Genomic DNA, 19,226 nt, shown 5'->3' on the forward strand with positions numbered 1-19,226 from the left:
GGTTCAGCGGTTGCCCAGGGCATCCGGTGCGGATGATGGTGCCGACAGGATCAACAATCCTCTCGGCGCATTGCTGCCGGGATCAATGGTGTTGATCGCTGAGTGTAACGTTACCAAATCCACCCAGGCGGGAGGATAGGCATAGCGGGCGACATCCAGAATCAGAACCCGGTCAGCAGCAGGATCATAAGCGCCGAGGACCGACCAGTGACCACCGCCCCTTTGGTTCAGTGAAGGGCGGTGGTAATTGGCCAGAAGATAATGATCCCTGTCGACCAGATCCCGGCTGAGACGTTCCCGAAGCTGATCAGTATTGAGACTGTCGCCCGCGATGGGTTCTACGGTGATACCGTGTGCCTGCAAGGCTGCTTCCAGTTCTTTCATGCTGATCCCGCGGGTTGATACCGCCAGGGGCGTAATATGTTGCAGCACTGATGGTGTAAAAAAGCTGTCCTGTGTGACATAGGGATAAGGGAAATAAACGGGGTCACCCGCACGCTCAATGCCCATGGTATTCAAAACGGTAACGGCACTGGCGATACCGCAGTAAGTCCGGGTTTTCTGGGTAGTCAGTTGGGGAATCAGTTGCCAGACATCGGCGGTGGCCGGAATTCTCTGCTGGAGGGTCACGGCCTCCGGGGTATTCCAGTAAATCACGTCAGAGGTTTCAGCGCCTGTTACTGCAAAGGCGACAAGGGCACAGAGTAATCCCAGTAGGGGTAGTGGTTTATTCATGAAGGTCTCCTGCGGGTATTATCGAATCAGGACAATGCCTGGCAGGTTAGACCGTATAATGCCCCCGGGGTTCCGTCAGGTGCAGGCTTCCCCCGCTTCGATCGATGCCTTCAGTGTTTTCAGGGTAATGTCATGCGAGCCTTTCGGGTAGGTGGCGATACACTGTGCCACGGTTGTGTAAGGTACCGCTGTGAATCCACGGGGCAACCCCTGGAATCGTCTGAGGTGTTGTTTGTCGGGATCGTCGCCCCATACATGGCGATAGGCGCTCAGAGGGGCAAAAAAGTGCTGGTAATCGTTGTCATCGGCTGAAACATACCAGCTTTTGCCCATGTCGAAGGTCTGCAGGAAGTGCAGGATGGAGATTTCATAATAGTCACCCTTTTCGGTATGACGACCCACCACACTGAACATGTCTGCTGATATCTTGTTGTGGTTACCCGAGGCAAAGCCGCCAGATAACCGGTTGTGTTTCATCTGGGTCACATTAGGGGCAAGTTTCCTGAATTGCCTGATGTTGTGGGCTTTAAGGGCGCTTTGCTGGTCAATGGTAGTAATCGTGCTGATGCCAAGCTCCCAGCGGCCCACGGACATACCCTTGTCGTCTTTCACCAGTTTCCCGTAGAAAGCCGTGTTGGGCAGCCAATAGAGTTTGAAGCTTTGTCCGAAATCGTCGGAACGCAGGGCCAGCAATCCATTCTGGCTGGCCAGGAAACCTTCACTCCAGAAAATGCCGATATACTTGCCATCTTTGGAAACCCTGACGCTGCCACGTTCACAGGGATTACCCTGAAAACGGTCGGGCAGGTTGAACTGGTAACCGGTTTTCCTGATGGTAAAAACAAGCCGGTCTTCAACATCAATACCCGGAATGGTGCGTCCGCCCAGTCGCAGTTTCCAGTCTTTTGACACTTGAACTTTGATGCGAGGCGTACCTTTGGTGCAGAGTGTCTCCGCTGCCTGAAGTGGCAGGCCCAGGGAAAGGAGTAAGCCTGCGAGAAGAGTGACCGTCCTGGTGACATTACGCATGGATGCAATCAGGTTGTTGATTATTGTCACTTCAGTGTAGCAGGACGATTCTGTCGACTCCGGTCAGGCGATGTTTGCCAGTGGGCGAGGTAATGGGTACTTATCCAGATACTCGATTAATGGCGCCAGACTATCAGGGGTTTGCGCCAGTTCACGATCAACAAACGCCAGAATAGCATCCTCATGGTCAGCCACCATGGTGCTGGCAGTTTGATGGGTTGTATCGGTATTCGCCTGCTGTCGATAGCGGTCGGCATAGGTTTTAATCCATGGCGCCAGTGTGGCCATCAGGGTGTCCCAGGGGAGGTGTAACCACAGGCTGGCCTGCCGTTGTCCTGCCTGAACCATGTCGGCATCATCTTCCGGGCAGTGAATGCCCAATGGTTCCAGGTAGGCCTTCAGACATTGTGCAGTGCGTTGCTCGACTTCAACCAGGTATTGCCATTTCCGGCGTTCAATGTGGGATGTGGCGGTTTCAAGAAACGCCTCGAAAAAAGCGATACCGTAGAGTTCCCCCCGGTAGGCCTGTAACAGTTGCTCAAGCAAGGTGAACTCCCTGGCAATGGTGATAGTCAGATGGCTGCATTGTGTACCGCCCGGGAGTGTCTGCCTATCCGGTGTTATGCGAAGTGAATCTGTTTATTTGCCGAGTTCTTTTTTCAGTTGTTCATCCCGTTGTCTGGCAGCTTCTTCCAATGTGCCCGACAGGGTTTTGGCCTGATCAATGGCTTTTTGTTGCCCGGACAGGAAGTGTGAATCCGCTTCGTTCTGCTGAGGTTCCTGTTCACTACTGCAGGCGCCCAGAAACATCACTGCGAGTAAGGTGGTAAGTGATAGCCGTTTCATCATGACATCCCTGTAGTTGTTTTCCCAAGCGAGAGAATAGCGGTATACCGGTTCTTAAGCCGACATCGGCCAGGGCACGGTCATGGGTGAGCCGGCCAATGTCATGGGAAGTCTCAGACTATTTAAACACGCAGTGCTTGGCGTAGTCGGTGGCTTCATTGGCCGTCCAGTCACCCTTGGGTTTTTCCTGAAGCGCATTGCACCAGGCTTCTGAGCCGACTTCCGGGGAGCAGGCGGTGATCAGGGTGGTAAATAGCAGGGCAGCTGTACAGGCAAGTAGCCGCTTCATCGTTGTTCTCCCGTTGTCTGGCGAAAAGCCGGGGTATTCAGGCACGAATCTGGCGCTGTTCTCTACAAAAACCAGGCCGTGTGGATGCGGACAGCGTCGAAGAGGCGCACTGCTGCGCCTCGGCAAAGTATAGGGGATCGCCACCAGGGCAAACTGACCTCATCTTCTCCTGTTACCCTTGACGCAAATCAACTCCCCGGATGATCGTGATTTCGGCATTGAGCAGCGTCATAAATCCTTACGTCCGTTCCTGATAGCCTGCCGCGCAACAGTCCGTACACTCAGCACGAGCCGACCCGCATGACCCTGGCAAGGTCCGGGCTATGCACAGCATGATTCGTTGACGTGTGACGGACCATAACTCAGAACTTTACCAACACACAGTCCACGAGGAATTTATGAGTATCAACGATATCATCCTCTACGTCATGGTCGGCTTCATGGTGCTTGGCGCCGTCGACAAGATCCTGGGGAACAAGTGGGGCTACGGCGCCCAGTTTGAAGAAGGCTTCATGGCCATGGGCGCCCTGGCGCTGGCCATGGTCGGTGTGGTGTCACTGGCCCCCGTGCTGAACACCATCCTGAGCCCCGTTGTTGTGCCTGTTTACGAAGCCCTGGGCGCTGACCCGGCCATGTTCGCCACCACCCTGCTGGCTAACGACATGGGCGGCTACCCGCTGGCGCTGGAAATGGCCAAGACCCCTGAAGCCGGTAACTTCGCCGGTCTGATCCTGGGCGCCATGATGGGCCCGACCATCGTATTCACCATCCCGGTTGCACTGGGCATCATCTCCAAGGAAGACACCCAGTACCTGGCGCGTGGTGTTCTGATCGGTCTGACCACTGTTCCCGTGGGCTGCCTGGTCGGCGGTGTGGTTGCCGGTTTTGAAATTGGCATGATCATGGTCAACCTGGTGCCGATCATCATCGTTGCTGCTCTGATCGCTTCTGGCCTGTACTTCATGCCTAACAAGATGATCAGCGGTTTCGAAATCTTCGGTAAGGGCGTTGTTGCCATTATCACCCTGGCGCTGGCGGCTATCGTTGTTGAAACCCTGACCGGTATTGTTGTCATTCCTGGCATGGCGCCGATCTCTGAAGGTATTGGCATCATCGGTGCGATCGCCATGGTTCTGGCCGGTGCGTTCCCGATGGTTCACTTCATCACCACTCACCTGAACAAGCCGCTGATGAAGCTGGGCCGCATGATGGGCATGGGCGAAACCGCCGCTGCCGGTCTGGTTGCTACCCTGGCCAACAACATCGCCATGTTCAACATCATGAAGGACATGGACAACCGCGGTAAGATCATCAACGTGGCGTTCGCCGTGAGCGCTTCCTTCGCGTTCGGTGACCACCTGGGCTTCACCGCCGCTGTTAACAGCGACATGATCGCGCCGGTTGTTGCCGGTAAGCTGGTCGGTGGTGTGACTGCCGTTGCCCTGGCGATCTGGGTGACCCGTAACATGGCGTCCAATGCGCCTGCGTCTGCTGAAGCGCAGACTGCCTGATTGTAGCGGTTACCGCTGATGTCCCTGATGCTGCCGGCCTGTGGCTGGCAGCGTTTTCCCCGATACCCGCGACCGCTCCGGTTTGTCATCATCGTCCCCCATACGGTTGCCAAACCCGAGCCGTTGCCCGATACGGCGCCGGGATTTTCCCCCACTGAAGGGCCATCCCGGCCGACACTTACTCGAATCAGGTCATCCCATGCGTGAAGAAATCCTGAGCGCCGGTATTGATATCGGCACCTCTACCACCCAGCTGGTTTTTACCCGTCTGTTCCTGGAAAACGTGTCGCCGGGTGCGATGATCCCCAAGGTGGAGATTGTGGGCCGTGAGGTGGTCTATCGCAGCCAGGTGCATTTCACGCCACTGTTGTCGCCAACCATGATTGACGCCACCCAGGTGCGGGCGCTGGTGGAAAGCGAATTCCGCAAGGCGGATATCCGTCCGGAACAGATTGATACCGGCGCCGTGATCATCACCGGCGAAACTGCGCGTAAGGAAAATGCCCGACAGGTGGCGGATGCCCTGAGCCAGCTGGCCGGGGATTTTGTGGTTGCGACCGCGGGTCCTGATCTGGAAAGCATTATTGCCGGTAAAGGCGCTGGCGCTTCGAAGCAGTCCTACGATAAAAACTCCATTGTCGTGAACCTGGATATTGGCGGTGGTACAACCAACATTGCGGCGTACCAGGTGGGTGAACCCATTGATACCAGCTGCCTGGATATCGGCGGTCGCCTGATCAAGTTCGAGAAAGGCGGGACGGAAGTCACCTATATCTCCGAGAAATGGTACGAGATGACCCGCCGTATGGGCATGCCTGTGAGCATTGGCGATGTCCTGACCCGTAGTCAGATCGACCGTATTGTTCAGCGCATGGTGGAAATCCTTGAGGAAGTCTGCGGTATTCGTCCCGCGACGGATGATCTGGCCTTCCTGGTAGGCCGTGGCACCCAGGATATGCGCCGCGACTACACCATTGACCAGATCTGCTTCTCCGGCGGTGTGGCCGTTTATGCCTATGATGAAATGCCGTCCGTGGGTGAGTTTGAATACGGTGATTTGGGCGTATTGCTGGGGCGTGCGATCCGGAAATCGCCGCTGTTCAGCCACTTCTCGGTGTTTGATGCGGTAGAAACCATTCGTGCCACGGTCATCGGTGCGGGTTCCCATGCCACGGATATCAGTGGCAGCACCATCAATTTCTCCCGTGATGTATTTCCCATCAAGAACGTCCCGGTCTTGCGCCTGACGGCACACGATGAAACCCTGTCTGCTGAAGAAATGATCCGGGTCATTAAGGAAAAACTGTCCTGGTTTGACCTGGAAACCGGTGTCCAGCATGTGGCGCTGGGCCTGCAGGGACGACGCCAGCCCGATTTCAGCTATGTCCAGGAACTGGCGGAGATTATCATTGCGGGCATGGACACCATGATCAAGCTGCCTCAGCCGCTGATCGTGATTGTGGAAGAAGATTTTGCCAAGGTGCTCGGACAGAGCATCGAGGCCAAGCTGAAGTACAGCAAAGATGTCGTCTGTATCGATTCCATTTCGGTGAAAGACGGCGATTATATCGATATCGGCAAGCCCCTGGCGCAGGACAAGGTACTGCCGGTGATCGTGAAAACGTTGGTCTTCGGCTACTGACTGAACAAGGAATCCCGGATGACTGAATCTGTCACCCGCCGTCCCGGCACCCTGATGGTGCAGGGGACCACCAGTGATGCCGGCAAGAGTGTGCTGGTGGCTGGACTGTGCCGTGTATTCCAACAGCGCGGCATTTCCGTTGCCCCGTTCAAACCGCAGAACATGGCGCTGAACAGCGCCGTGACGGTGGACGGTGGCGAGATTGGCCGGGCGCAGGCCCTGCAGGCCTTTGCCTGTGGCCTGGAACCCCATAGCGATATGAACCCGGTGCTGCTCAAGCCCAATACCGATACCGGCGCACAGGTGATCGTCAACGGTAAAGCGCTGGCGGAGATGGATGCCCGGGCTTATCACGAGTACAAACCCAAAGTACTGGAAAGTATTCTGGCGGCCTGGCGTCGTCTGGAAGACCAGTATCAGCACGTGCTGGTGGAAGGTGCCGGCAGTCCTGCCGAGATCAACCTGCGCGAGAATGATGTCGCCAACATGGGCTTTGCCGAAGCGGCCGACTGCCCGGTGATTATTGTTTCAGATATCGATCGTGGCGGAGTCTTCGCACATCTTTACGGCACGTTGGCACTGCTTTCGCCGTCCGAACAGGAACGGGTGAAAGGTTTTGTGATTAACCGGTTCCGTGGCGATGTCAGCCTGCTGGAACCCGGCCTACGCTGGCTGGAGGAAAAAACCGGTAAGCCGGTGCTGGGCGTTCTGCCATATCTGCACGGCCTGCATCTGGATGCGGAAGATGCCATCACTGTTTCTGATGCTGACAAACATGACGGCCAGAGACTGAAGATTGCTGTGCCGGTATTGACCCGCACCAGCAACCATACGGATTTTGACCCGCTGCAATTGCACCCGAATGTTGATTTCACCTGGGTGCGCAAGGGACAGCGTATTCCGCCCTGTGATCTGATCATTATCCCCGGCACCAAGAGCACCCGCTCTGACCTGGAATTCCTGCAGGACAACGGTTGGGAAGAGGATATTCTTCGCCATCTTCGTCTGGGCGGTAAATTGATGGGCATCTGTGGCGGCTACCAGATGCTGGGCCGGTTTGTGCATGACCCTGAAGGCATTGAAGGCAATCCCGGTATCAGTGAAGGATTCGGTCTGCTTGATCTCGATACCACGCTGGAGCGTGAAAAGCAGCTCCGTCGGGTGTCCGGTACACTGAGCCTGCCGGGTCAGGAAGCGGTCACCGTGACCGGCTACGAGATCCATGCCGGTGTGACGCAGGGCGATGACCTGGATTACCCGGTGATTGACCTGGGCAGCCATAAAGACGGTGTGCTGTCAGCGGACGGCCAGGTGTTCGGCACCTACCTCCACGGTGTGTTTGAACATGCCGATGCCTGCCATGCCATCCTGCGCTGGGCAGGGCTGGCGGTGAGCGAGGCGGCCACCTTCAATTTCGACCAGGTGCGGGAAGACAACCTGAACCGCCTGGCGGATGCTATCGAAACCTATTTGGATATGGACCAGATTCTGGCGCTGGTCACAGAATAACTGAACCGGTGGCTGCCAGGGCAGCGCGACGGAACCGAGGCTTTGAGATGTCTGAGAACGAACGTAACCGACTGACAAAAATCTACACCCGTACCGGCGACAAGGGCACGACCAGCCTGGGCGGCGGTGCCCGTGTCCCCAAGACCCACGCGCGGATCGAAGCCATCGGCTCTGTTGATGAGCTGAACGCGTGGATGGGGATGCTGATCTGTGAGTTGAAAGACTGCCAGATCCTGCGTCACAAGCTGCAGAAGCCGCTGGAATTTATCCAGCACCGTCTTTTTGATGTCGGCGGTGAGCTGGCCATGCCCGGTTACCAGCTGATTCGGCAGGAATTTGTGACCTACCTGGAAGAAGTGCTGGATGAGTTCAACGAAGGTCTGCCACCGCTGAAGAACTTTATCCTGCCCGGTGGTTCACGGCTGGCCTGTCATTGCCATATGGTGCGCACGGTATCTCGTCGTGCAGAGCGCCGTGTGATTGCCGCGAAAGAAGCCGGTGAGGAAATCAACGCACCCCTGCTGCAGTTCCTCAACCGTCTGTCTGACCTGATGTTTGTGCTCGGTCGCGTCACTGCGCGTCAGTCTGGCGGGGAAGTCCTCTGGCAACAGTCTGAAAAAACAAAGGTGGAATAAGCTGTTTCCGGTGGCACTGGGATTCCGTGGATTCCCAGTGCCATGACCGGGGTTTTAGACAGAATCCCAAACAGCAAATATCCTGGTCGGAGCGTTCAAGAGTAAACGGGCGCATTCGCTCACGTTAATTGACTCTCAGGTCAGGTAAGCATTTATCCCTGAACCGTCAGGCCCCGGGCGACCATTCCAGAGCATGAGTAGAATCTTCTGGCCTTTGCCCAGGTATGCCTGAAAAGGTTGACTGATATTTTCCGGCGCCTCGTTGACGGATTGCACCACAAACCCGGATGCTTCGTAAAACGCACGCAGGTGATCATAGGGATAGCACCAGCAGGGATGGTTTCCGGGCATTGCCATGACATGGCGCAAAAGCGTTGTGCCGAGCCCTTCTCCACGCCGTTCTTTGGCAACCCACATGCTGCGCAATAACCAGCCATCGTGTCTCGGGCAGAGACGCAGTGCCGCGATGATTCCTTGTTGATCACGTAAGATATAGACGGTTTCTCCCCCCCTGGCTTTTCCTTTATGGCCATTGGCTTTGTAAAAACGATTAACGAGAGGGTACTGTTCTTGAGGCAGTTTAACCAATGATGTGGGCATATAGCATTAGAGAGTGCATTGGAACGTATGGCATAGATTGTATCAGCCTGTAACCGCCAGAACAGTTTCTTTATGCGCAGTTATAGCCGATATGGTTTTTGACAGTCAGTATCTATAGCCGCCAATGTCAGCTGATTTTGGGGTGATACTACCACCCATACCATAAGATTGTGACTAGATGCTTTTTCTGGTTGGAGAGTAACGATCAGGTGCTGGTTAAATGTCAGCAATTCACGAAAAAATGACATCTGACCTATTGAAAAATAGAGAAAAAGTAAAAAGTGTTTTGGAGGTTGCTACATTTTTATCTTTGTAAATCAGAGGGTTGTAATAGGTTGTGGAATTGCTGATTAGCAGTTTACCAATGTACAGCAAAAAATGGTTTGAACTTGTTTTCTTGATCAATGTCATATTCGCAGTATGTAAATCATTAATTCGTATCCGCTTAAGGAATAGGTTTTTATTATCGTATGGAGGTTTGATATGGCATCGGCATCGGCATCGGCATCGGCATCTCAGTCAGCGAGTGATTTAATCAATGCATTTGTTCAGGATTGTCAGGAAAATGCTTATGTAGGTCTTGAAAAAACAAAACGCACTCTTGGACCTTACAAGGTAGTGGCGTTACCATTGGATACAGATAAATCAATATTGCACGGCAAAGAAAACGCGGAGCGTGTTAGCCTGTTGCATGATGAGATTAAGAATTTTCATACAAGCAGAGGAATGGAGTTCGATAAGGAAAGCTGGTATACACGATGGGTTAATAAAAAGATTGAGCGAAAAGATGTTCTGGCTGTGTTAAATACGTCGAAAGAATTTCGTGAATTGCTTATTCATGAAAAAATGAAAAATACGTGTTGTGATGTTGAGCCTGGTGGAGTAAGGAATGCTTATAGAGAAGTTATGGGTAATATATATAATGATGGATTTGATGTAGTTTTTGATTTATTTACGGCGCTCTTAAAACTACAGGCAAAAATAATGAGGCCGACAGGTAAAGAAAAGGATGCTGTAGATTATAGTTCTGCTTACTCGGCATTTTGTGATCTTTATGAATTTGTTGTAGAAGAAAATCTTTTGTCTGACGATCCTATTACTGTAATTGCAAAATACCATTTTTTGAGCATGCTGAAACTACCCCTTTCTGCCAAGGTAGATGTCGCGAATGATTTACTAAAAAAACAGATTAAATTGACGCATCAAGACAAAATTGAAGAATTTAAAAGTGAATTGATTAATGATTTCGGTGTGCATATCCTTGGGCATTATAAGGATTTTTTCGATTATATGAAACAAGAGGAAATATGGGATTGCGTGGATTTTGATTGGAGTCCTGCTGGGGAGTCTGCTTCTAAAGGTCAGGCAGCAGAAGCCGTATCATACCCAACAACTAAATTAGATGGTGCTGGTTTGCCTACCTATCTTTCTGATTGTGACATGCACTCTGAATCTGCGAAAAAATTAATGGAGAAAATTGAAAAGATGGAAAAATTCTTTATCGATGAACTCTATGAAATATGTTGCGAACACCTACGCGACAAGGAGTGGCTTGATACATATGATGAGAAAATACGCGAATATATTTTATATCATGCTGGTGATTTTACAAAATTAATTGCCGAAGCAAGAAATGCTCCGGCTGTTGATAGAGATGTTCTTGTGATGCGCGCAACTAAACTCTGGAATTGGGGCGGTAAAGGTGAAGAGAGTGATGGTTATAAAGCATTTAAATTAATGGTTAAGATGGATGAAGCCTTAGAAAATTTTGAATTTAAAGGGGATTTCGAACCAGAATTTAAACGCAATACTATTTTTCCTATACAGAATAGTTTATTCGATGAAGCTATGAAAATTTCCCACTGGCATGCACGATATATTGAGCATGCCTTTAACCAGAGGGCTGTGAAAACGATTAAAAAAATTAAAGAAGCTGTTGGGCTAAGTCACCGCTGATGGTTGGTAGCTCAATAACTGAATAATTCATATATAACCAGATTGTTACTTATGTTTTTTATTCTTTGCCTTATCTTATGCTGGTTCAATAAGCGCATTTGTCCCATAAAATGTAGGTTCTAGGATTTTCTAAAGCGCACGGATTACGCCATATGTTGGTATTGTTTACAAGCTTCATCTGATTTCATAACTGAATGTTATTACCATCAATTAATGACCAACCATAAGCGGTAACTTAGCCAAGCTGTTGTCTGAGTATTATTTTTATATTATTTCAATAATATTGTCAGAATCAAAACAAGATTTGTCCGTTAAAGTTGGTGAATCAATCTTGTGTTCACCTGGCGTGTTAGTTGATCTTCGCTATTCGTTCAACACTGTTTGTCCATCTTTTAGAATACTGTGTTGATTGGGCTACCTTGTAGATATTGAATCCAGCCTGGGGTTCTATTCCTTTGTCTGGCGTCATCCAGGACGAATGGAAGGAGGCTGTTGTCTCGCGTGACCGGAGAAAGATATTGTATTTCATCATGTTGTTTTCGCCGTAATTTTCAGCTGTCCGGTTTTCCTGGTACGTGGTAATCCCGGGGCGAAATCATAGAACGGTATCTATGCAGTGATTATGGTTGCTAATCAGTTTGTCGCATTCTGATATATGGATGCCCACAACTGACCGGCGGGGTGATGGCAGGAATATCTTTATTTTTATCTACTAAACTGCTTGGTTCACGGTCTCTCCTCTACATGCTGGGTGTGGCAGGAGAGAGTCTTTAATCCACCGATCAGGTATCTTACGCATGCATCATCACCTGATGAAAAAAATGGTTGTTGCCCTGACATTTTCGGCGTCTTCAGTGATGGCAACGGAAATGGCGAATGTCGCTGTATTGGCTCAGTCGTTGGGAAAAACAACCGCATTGGAAAATGTTGAAGTCTATGATGCCATTCGCCAGTCTCCCATGCCGGAACTTGCCTTTGATGATGGTCGCTATTATTTCCAATACCCGGTCGGGGAGGCTATTTCGCTATTGTTCAAACATGAAGGTTATGCGCCGTCACAGTCCGGTGTGTTTTTTATACCGCCTGCAGGACTCACGGGGGAGCAGGATAATATTTCCTGGCAGGCGATACCTGACTGGCTATGGGATACGGCCCAATATGTGATTGAGCGGCACACTTCCGAAGTAATGAAGCCGGGCTATTGCCAGCTCATTACAACCGTCACGGCAAAGAACAAGACATTGAATGATAAACACCAGGGGGAGCCCGGGGCGCGGGTGTCTCTGGTCAGTGACAGCTGGACAGAACGACGCAAACCCCATGGCGCGATATTCTACTTTGGTGCGCTGGCCGGTAAGCCTCTGCCAATCCCGGGGCTGGATGAAACCAGTACCGACGGCGGTGTTGTTATCATGAATATTGAGCCCGGCCATATCTACCAGATTTCGGCCAGTAAACCGGGTATAGAATTCACAACCCCTTATTTTTCCTGCAATCCGGAAGCCTGGTCAGATGCTGCACAGGGTGAAACCATACTGATTAACCTGAGCCCACCTAACGGACCTACCGTGATATCAAACCAGCTTGAATCATGAAGAATAAAACCTGTACTTTGATTGCTACGTTTTCTGCCTGATTTTAAAGCGATACCAGAATTAGAATGCCCCGCCAACACTCTGTTGGCGGGGCATTGTTGTTATTAACGACAGGTAGAATAACGGTTGGGGGTAATGTAAACCTGGCTGCTGAAAATAAACGGTTTATTGTGTAGCTGCTCCTCAGGGCTGAAATGCATTTCAATGAAAAAGGCATTCCAGCCTTTGGTTTCTTCGGGCTTCCACTCGTAGGTAAAGGTTCCGTTAATCTCCATGAGGGGTTGGATCTCATGCCGGGTGAATTCGGCAGACTCCAGGCGGAAGTCGCGCGCACTGGGGTTGTTTGCACTCCAGACATAAACCTGTTGAGGTTGCTTGTCGGTATGAATGTTCAGAGTTCCGTGGTAGCTGTCATAGTCCTCATGGTAAGTGGGTATGGGCGTTCCATGAACCAGCGCCATAATGTGTGCCAGTGTGCCATACAGGTAATTCATGGCGGGCAGGCTGCCGCCATGACCGGTGTTGGGAATGACCAGCAGGTGCTTGTTCCCTTTCAGCTGAGGGTAGTAATACCGGGTTGCATCCGGAATAAAGTAGCTGTCGCTGCTGGGTTGGATAACCAGTGTGTGTATGTTGTCGAACCGCTCCTCTTTGAGAAAGGTGTAAGGGTCTATCTCATTGAAAATCATGTTGTAGCGGTTATCGAAAGGAGAGAGGAGATCCTGAAAAATATGCTTGTCCGTGTATGGGGCGAGTGGTTTGGGATAGTGGCAGTAGCTTTTGCGGATCGCGAGTAATGTGTCAGGGAAGTTCTGGATCATGGCGACGGGGATGACTGCCGAGATCAGTTGCCGGGCTTTTGTATCACTCCCCTGATCAAACGCGGTGGCCAGCCAGATTGCCCAGGCACGTTTCGATGCGCCGCCGGCAACCACATGCTTGAGTGGCTTGCTGAGGGTTTGGTTCACGAAATCAATAGCGCGGTAAATGCCTGCCACATTGGCGTGAGCCATAGGAAACAACAGTGTATTGGCAGGATCCAGGTCTTTGATTTCCTTTACACTCGCTGCGCGAACCAGGCTTTCTGCCAATAATTTATCTTCGGTCAGTGAATGGCGTGCATCATCAATAAAGGTGTAGGGCTGGTTAGGGATCTGCTGTTGATAAATAATCACCGTACGCGTGAATTGCACCAGCAGATCCATAATGGCATTGGGAGTGAACGTTCTTTCCTGGTTTACAGTGCTTTTGCTGGTTCTTGCCAGCATGAGGAATTGCTTGAGGTAATCGCCAGGGCGTTCATTATCACCGCCATCACTGAAATAAAGGGCTGTTTCGGGAATGTTCTGCAGATCTTTCGGTATGGCAATGGTGATATTATGCGTCCACTCCTTGCCTTCATAGGTTACTGAACCAGCCGGCCATAGCTGTGAGGTGAATGAACAGGAGTGAATAAATGAAGACGTGTGTACGGTCGGTTCCCTGCAGGTCAGAGAGCTTGCTTCAGGCAGATGCTCTGAAATATAGGCATCGAGCAGGGTATCATTTGCGGTAGCGGAGCCCGACAACACGATGCTTGATAAAAGCAGGGCATAATGTCCCGGGTTTAAAGCGTATTGCCTTTTATTCCCTGTGCACCTTTTTGTCTTGTGCATACAACAGATAGCACTCAAAGCCGATTTAATAAAAGACATGATGAATAAAAACCTTCACTGAAGTTTTAAGAAAATGTCATGGGTTCAGGCGGGAAGTAATTATAGTGGTGTAATTAAAGGGTGCTGGATATTCATGAAAAAAGTATGAGGCGGGGTAAATAGAGAGGGCATTTTTTTCTTGTTATTAGGGTTTTTTAAGCAGGATAAATTGATATTCCCTTATCAATTTATCCTGCAATGGTTTTAGAGTAACAGGCTGAAACTGTAACCGCCGATGATGGCCATGGAGAAAATCACCAGCAGGAATGCTGCGACCATCGGTCCCCTGAACAGGGATTTCAACAGGAAAACCTCGGTAATACTGGCGCCTGCGCTACCAATGATCAGTGCCATCAGGGCGCCAAGGCTCATCCCTTTGGCGGCGAGAGTGGCTGCCAGGGGAATCATGGTTTCGGCGCGGATATACAGCGGTATACCGATAAATGCTGCAACCGGAACTGCCAGGGGGTTATCAGGGCCGGCAAAACGGGTAATCAGTTCATTCGGAACGAAGCCGTAGGTAAAGGAGCCGATCACCACGCCCACCATCAGCCAGGGCAGTACCTTGCGGAACTGTGCCCAGGTATCGCGCCAGACGCGCATCCAGCGGCTTTCCGGCTGTTCGGTTGTACAGCAGCTGGTGGCTGCGGGTTTGCTGTCACAGCACTGTGATGCTGCAGTACTTTTGCTATCGCAACAGCTACTGGCCGCCTGCGTGGCGTTTCCGCTTTGTGAGGTTGCGGTATCTTTACTGTCGCAGCAGGTGCTGCTGGCAGGTGCGCTGCCACAGCTTTGGGATGCTGTTGCATTTTTACTGCCGCAACCGGTGCTGCTGCCAGCCTCCAGGACATCGCGACGAATAAACCGGGCGAAATTCAGTTTCTCAAGAATAACGCTGGCAACAACGGCGACCACCAGTGCGACCACCGCATAGATAACCGTGACTTTCAGTCCAAACGTCACCAGGAACAGACCGATGATCACCGGGTTCAACAGGGGCGACGTGAACAGGAACGTCATGGTTGGGCCGAATCCTGCCCGGGCTTTCAGCAGGCCTGTCAGCATCGGAATGGTCGAGCAGCTGCAAAACGGTGTCACGCTGCCCAGTATGGCGCCGGTCAGGTAGCCGCGGCCATTGCGGGAGCTCAGAATGGCCTGGACTTTACCCGCAGGCAGCAATTCATTGATCACACCGACAATAAAGCTGATCACAAGGAACAGCAGGGTCAGTTCTGTGGCCAGGAAGAGGAACATATGAAATGTCTCTCCCAGCATGGTCATCAGGTTATCACTCATGTCATCACCATATTTCTAAAAATATCGAAATAATTGGGTAAAAAAACGGGCAGACACGGCTGCCGTCCTTGAACTCAGGGGCTAAGGCTGCAGCACTCCGCCAGCAGAAACTCAACCAGTTCCTGCAATTCATCCAGCCGGGCCGTGCAGTGCAGAACCCTGCCGTCACGGCGCTGTTGCACCAGGTCGGCAGACACCAGCCGGCTGATATGGTGCGACAGCGTGGAAGCAGGGACTTCCAGGGTTCGCTGAATATCACCGACGGGCAAGCCCTCATGGCCTGCCTTGACCAGTAACCGGAAAATCGCCAGCCGGGTCACATTCCCCAGCTCGGCCAGACGTTTAGCTGCGAGTTCATCGTTCATGGCGAGGGAGTGTATGCCTGGTTATTGTTTGAGTCAAATTTCTAGAAATATGGAAATATTCCTATAACACCTGTGCAATACCGGTGTTACGTTGAGTGAATGTATTAACATCTTTCTTCCGTGATCCCGTGCCAACCATGAAGCTGCCTGGTTCCCTTACCGGCCTTTGATCAATCCATGCATCTGTCCAATGTTTAATCTCAGCGTTTGTTCATCAGAGACAACTACGGTTTGAATCGCTTCCCGCAAGGACTTTATCCTGGGCTTTTTGACAAGGCAGACAACGGTAAGCGCTGGCGGCTTGTGTCCCGGGCGGGCGTATAATGCGGGATGTCAGCAGATGTGGTCACACAGCAGCTTCAGGCTGAGAAAAACCTGAACGTCGAGGCATACATTAGTCGAAGCCCTCTCTCACCCTCTGATACCTTTTGCTATTTATGATTACAAATCAGGAACTTAAGGGGGCCTCTGCGCTCAAATGTATTGATTAACCATTTTTTTACGTGTCGGGCAAATCATCGGAGGATTTGCTGGCGCAGCAATAAAACTGATTCAAAGGAGCATGAACCATGGCATCGACATACCCTGCGCCTCAATCCCCCTATCCAACCATGCCGGCTAATCCCCCAATTCACGACGATATGCCATCAGGTCCTCCACCTTCTTATGAAACCGCCATGGGGTTATCGCAACGGGTATCAACCTGTCCGCCTCAGACAACCACCAGGCCTCGCTGTACGGATTATTTTTATGACTATGATCCGATCAAGGGCACCACGCTTAACAAACGGAAAATCGCCATTGCAGCCGTCATCGGTGTCCTGGTTGGATTAGCTGCCATAAGTATTGTTGGCGGAACGCTCGCCGCAACCGGTGGTGCGCCGCTGGTCATCGGGCTTGGCATACTGGGCGCCACCGTCTTTTCTACCGCTGCCCTTAGTACATTCTTTGGTACTGTTGTCAGTCAGGGCAGTAAGCAACATGCAAGGCAGGTTCTACGCCCTGTTACTGACGAGGCTATTCGTGCATTACGTGATCGCGCCTTGCAACAGTGCCAGGAGAACTGCCTGAAGATTCAGCAATGCAGAACCGCCAATCGGGCGATCGACGAAAGACGCACACAGCTGCAACAGCAGGCAACAGACGAGGAAATCAGAAACCGTCCTGTGCGGGAACAAAACCGGCAGCTTCGAACAGGGCTGCACCTTGCCAATGGCATGATGAACACAGCTGTCCATACCCATGTCCACTATTCCCGCCATTGCGGGCCGCATTACCATGGACATTGCAGACCACATTATCATGCCCATTGCAGCCCACACTATCCTGCCATGACAAACCATCTGCTGATTGATGCCGCACTGCCTGATCCGGCCACACCTTGTGCTGACCAGTTGAGAGCGGATGTTTATGCACACGAGCACAACAGGCGTATTGCGTTGCAGCGCCTCAATGAAGCAAAACGATTGTGCCAGTTGTACAAGCTGAATCTTGAAGACGAGGACGGGCTGAATCCCCACGTATCATTACGCACCGATGAAACGGTGAATGCTAATGAGTTGCCGGAGTAAGTCGGTCTCTCAGATCATGAGTAAAGCACCGGGGCAATGGCTGATATCGCCCGACATTGTCCCGGCTGCATGCGAATCCCAACAACCCGTTCTGGCAATGAACCTTCATTGGTCTTCCGGGGAACAGCTTGTGCAGGTTATTTAATTGAACATTATTTTAACCTGAACTTCCTGAAAGTTATCAGGTCATAGTATGTGCAAACAAGAGAAGTATTTTGCTATGAAAATGCCGCTGATTAGTCATGCTACAGCCATTTTAATGGCGCGGGGCAATTACTTTTCATGGCTATCAGCTACCTATTGTCGTTGCAATAATGATTGATATTTTATGGCTTGGTATTCAGGAGCTGTCATTAAATAACTTTCCATTCTTGACAATGTTGCCGCACGGAGACGATAGGGAATCATTCGAATGCTGTAATGATTTCAGTGCAAACCCTTGATCGCTGAAATTCTTGTCTCTGACTATCTGCTGGCTGTAATTTTCATTCATGAATTAAAGGAAGTGATATGGATAACAAATCCCCTATAACATTTACATTTAATCAGGCTTGCAATTATAAGAATGTTAAAAGTAAATCTGATGGAGACTGTTGTTTTGTCAGGGCTGTAAAAGTACTGGGGACATGTATGTATGCGATGTTTCGTACTTATACGGTAACCGGAGTCGATGTTCAGAAAGTGATTAATTTGGGAAGCAAACATCGGGATGAGCGATTTGCAAAGGCTATTGCTGATCGTTTGCCATCGCTTGCACCTGCCGTAAATAGTCAACCTTTGGCAGGAGCTGATCGTTTACATCCAGATCAGCAGGAGCAAGAATCACAGGGTTTGAATGTACCGCAAGCTAATGATGCCAATCGTCAGAGCGAAACTCTACCCCCGGTATCTGATGCTTACCGTGTTGACATCAATGATGCCCAGTCCTGGAGAAACGCAGTGAGCACTGTGTTTCTTGATATAGAGCGTATATTGGGTGTCCTGAGTATAACAATCGATGACTTGGAAACAGAGAACGAAACATTTAAAGGGATTTCTGAAGAATTAAATGAGCTTAATGAAATAAAATTGCTCATTGATGAGCTTGTTGTTCTTTTAAATAATAAATACAAAAATAAACTTGGTAATGGTAAAGATGTAACTGTCGATGAATATCGAAGGATGTCCAGGGAGCAAGCTAATCAATTAATGGGTGAATTGGAAAGTGTAATGCGTCATGATGCTGCTAGCTCTGAAGAGTTTAAGTTTCTGAGTGATTATGTTAAGGATTTTGAAAATGATGCATATGGATTAATGCAAGTAATTTTGGGGAAAACTCAACTTACTGAAGAGGACTTTGCTCCCGGAATGAGTAGGGCAGAAACTATTGACGCATTAGAAAAAGCAAAGAATAAGAAATTTAACAGGGCTCATGCTCAGCTCACTGATGGTACTCAGGAGATTGGGGGGATTAAGGATCGCTTTGCAGGAATAAATAAAAAATATGAGCAGTACCAAAGTAAAATTAGACGCTGTACTGAGTCTAAGGAGGATCTGGAATATGTAGAGTTGTCTGAACAGGGAAAAACTGATTTGCTTGAAATTTCAGGTTATGTCGAAGGGTTGGGTGAACAAAGTGTGCTCTATCAGCATATGGATAGTGAAGAAGAGAAACAAGAGTTTATACAACACATAAATCAAGCCAGGTCATGGTGTACGGTACTATCAAGTCAGTTACAGAACTCTGTGGTAGATAATCTGCTTTCAGATCCCATTATGCATTTGCTACAGAACCCTGGATTGACAGCCCATGATTACGCGAAATTCAAACGTGCAAGGTAACTGTGTTTTACAGGGCAAGTACCTGAGCCTGAATCATTTGAGCAAGATTTCCGTAGCCAGGGTGGGAATGCAGGAACTGTTTTTGCCCTGTTTCTGATGGATGACTTTATGGCAAAAACAGTTCTGAGTGAC

The 19,226-nt window shown here is 50.3% G+C and carries 17 protein-coding genes; 8 read left to right on the forward strand and 9 right to left on the reverse strand.

Annotated elements, in window-relative coordinates:
• Nucleotides 1-3 precede the first annotated feature (3 nt).
• The 5 genes from AC27K1_RS06230 to AC27K1_RS06250 all read right to left on the reverse strand — a co-directional run bounded on the left by AC27K1_RS06230 (nt 4) and on the right by AC27K1_RS06250 (nt 2,899).
• Entirely contained in the window at nt 4-735 is a 732-nt protein-coding gene (locus AC27K1_RS06230) for a phytochelatin synthase family protein (protein ID WP_487149134.1), read from the reverse strand.
• A 75-nt stretch (nt 736-810) separates the two neighbouring features.
• Nucleotides 811-1,764, reverse strand: a complete 954-nt coding sequence (locus AC27K1_RS06235) for a hypothetical protein (RefSeq protein WP_487149136.1) — start codon at nt 1,762-1,764, stop codon at nt 811-813.
• Nucleotides 1,765-1,827: 63 nt separating this feature from the next.
• On the reverse strand, nt 1,828-2,310 hold the full coding sequence (locus AC27K1_RS06240; protein ID WP_487149138.1) for a hypothetical protein: 483 nt from the start codon (nt 2,308-2,310) through the stop codon (nt 1,828-1,830).
• Between the two features lie 93 nt (nt 2,311-2,403).
• Entirely contained in the window at nt 2,404-2,613 is a 210-nt protein-coding gene (locus tag AC27K1_RS06245; protein WP_487149139.1) for a hypothetical protein, read from the reverse strand.
• Nucleotides 2,614-2,728: 115 nt separating this feature from the next.
• A complete protein-coding gene (locus AC27K1_RS06250; protein WP_395180204.1) occupies nt 2,729-2,899 on the reverse strand; it encodes a DUF3012 domain-containing protein in 171 nt (56 codons plus the stop codon).
• 398 nt (nt 2,900-3,297) lie between these two features.
• Between AC27K1_RS06250 and eutH the strand changes: the two genes are divergently transcribed.
• The 4 genes from eutH to AC27K1_RS06270 all read left to right on the forward strand — a co-directional run bounded on the left by eutH (nt 3,298) and on the right by AC27K1_RS06270 (nt 8,196).
• Nucleotides 3,298-4,410, forward strand: a complete 1,113-nt coding sequence (gene eutH / locus AC27K1_RS06255) for an ethanolamine utilization protein EutH (RefSeq protein WP_487149141.1) — start codon at nt 3,298-3,300, stop codon at nt 4,408-4,410.
• A 199-nt stretch (nt 4,411-4,609) separates the two neighbouring features.
• The gene (gene eutA / locus AC27K1_RS06260) at nt 4,610-6,052 is read left to right on the forward strand and encodes an ethanolamine ammonia-lyase reactivating factor EutA (RefSeq protein WP_487149143.1); all 1,443 of its coding nucleotides are present in this window, start codon (nt 4,610-4,612) and stop codon (nt 6,050-6,052) included.
• An 18-nt stretch (nt 6,053-6,070) separates the two neighbouring features.
• Nucleotides 6,071-7,561 (forward strand): cobyric acid synthase, encoded by a 1,491-nt coding sequence (locus AC27K1_RS06265; protein WP_487149145.1) that lies wholly within the window; start codon nt 6,071-6,073, stop codon nt 7,559-7,561.
• Between the two features lie 47 nt (nt 7,562-7,608).
• Nucleotides 7,609-8,196 carry a cob(I)yrinic acid a,c-diamide adenosyltransferase gene (locus tag AC27K1_RS06270; RefSeq protein ID WP_487149146.1) on the forward strand — a complete coding sequence of 196 codons (588 nt, stop codon included), beginning with the start codon at nt 7,609-7,611 and terminating at the stop codon, nt 8,194-8,196.
• A gap of 135 nt (nt 8,197-8,331) precedes the next feature.
• Here the strand turns inward: AC27K1_RS06270 and AC27K1_RS06275 are convergent, their stop codons facing one another.
• Nucleotides 8,332-8,796: a GNAT family N-acetyltransferase gene (locus AC27K1_RS06275; protein ID WP_487149147.1), complete on the reverse strand. Its 465-nt coding sequence runs from the start codon at nt 8,794-8,796 to the stop codon at nt 8,332-8,334.
• 483 nt (nt 8,797-9,279) lie between these two features.
• Between AC27K1_RS06275 and AC27K1_RS06280 the strand changes: the two genes are divergently transcribed.
• On the forward strand, nt 9,280-10,752 hold the full coding sequence (locus AC27K1_RS06280) for a hypothetical protein (protein ID WP_487149149.1): 1,473 nt from the start codon (nt 9,280-9,282) through the stop codon (nt 10,750-10,752).
• A gap of 797 nt (nt 10,753-11,549) precedes the next feature.
• On the forward strand, nt 11,550-12,347 hold the full coding sequence (locus tag AC27K1_RS06285; RefSeq protein ID WP_487149151.1) for a hypothetical protein: 798 nt from the start codon (nt 11,550-11,552) through the stop codon (nt 12,345-12,347).
• A 104-nt stretch (nt 12,348-12,451) separates the two neighbouring features.
• Here the strand turns inward: AC27K1_RS06285 and AC27K1_RS06290 are convergent, their stop codons facing one another.
• The 3 genes from AC27K1_RS06290 to AC27K1_RS06300 form a co-directional block, all read right to left on the reverse strand.
• Nucleotides 12,452-13,915: a PhoPQ-activated protein PqaA family protein gene (locus tag AC27K1_RS06290; protein WP_487149152.1), complete on the reverse strand. Its 1,464-nt coding sequence runs from the start codon at nt 13,913-13,915 to the stop codon at nt 12,452-12,454.
• 330 nt (nt 13,916-14,245) lie between these two features.
• Complete coding sequence (locus AC27K1_RS06295) at nt 14,246-15,337, reverse strand: permease (RefSeq protein WP_487149154.1); 1,092 nt, start codon at nt 15,335-15,337, stop codon at nt 14,246-14,248.
• 74 nt (nt 15,338-15,411) lie between these two features.
• A complete protein-coding gene (locus AC27K1_RS06300; protein ID WP_487149156.1) occupies nt 15,412-15,702 on the reverse strand; it encodes an ArsR/SmtB family transcription factor in 291 nt (96 codons plus the stop codon).
• Between the two features lie 569 nt (nt 15,703-16,271).
• On the opposite strand from AC27K1_RS06300, the gene AC27K1_RS06305 reads away from it, so the two are divergent.
• The gene (locus AC27K1_RS06305) at nt 16,272-17,273 is read left to right on the forward strand and encodes a hypothetical protein (RefSeq protein WP_487149158.1); all 1,002 of its coding nucleotides are present in this window, start codon (nt 16,272-16,274) and stop codon (nt 17,271-17,273) included.
• Nucleotides 17,274-17,783: 510 nt separating this feature from the next.
• Nucleotides 17,784-19,094: a hypothetical protein gene (locus AC27K1_RS06310; protein WP_487149159.1), complete on the forward strand. Its 1,311-nt coding sequence runs from the start codon at nt 17,784-17,786 to the stop codon at nt 19,092-19,094.
• Nucleotides 19,095-19,226 lie beyond the last annotated feature (132 nt).

The organism is Kistimonas ophiarachnellae, from assembly GCF_057552235.1.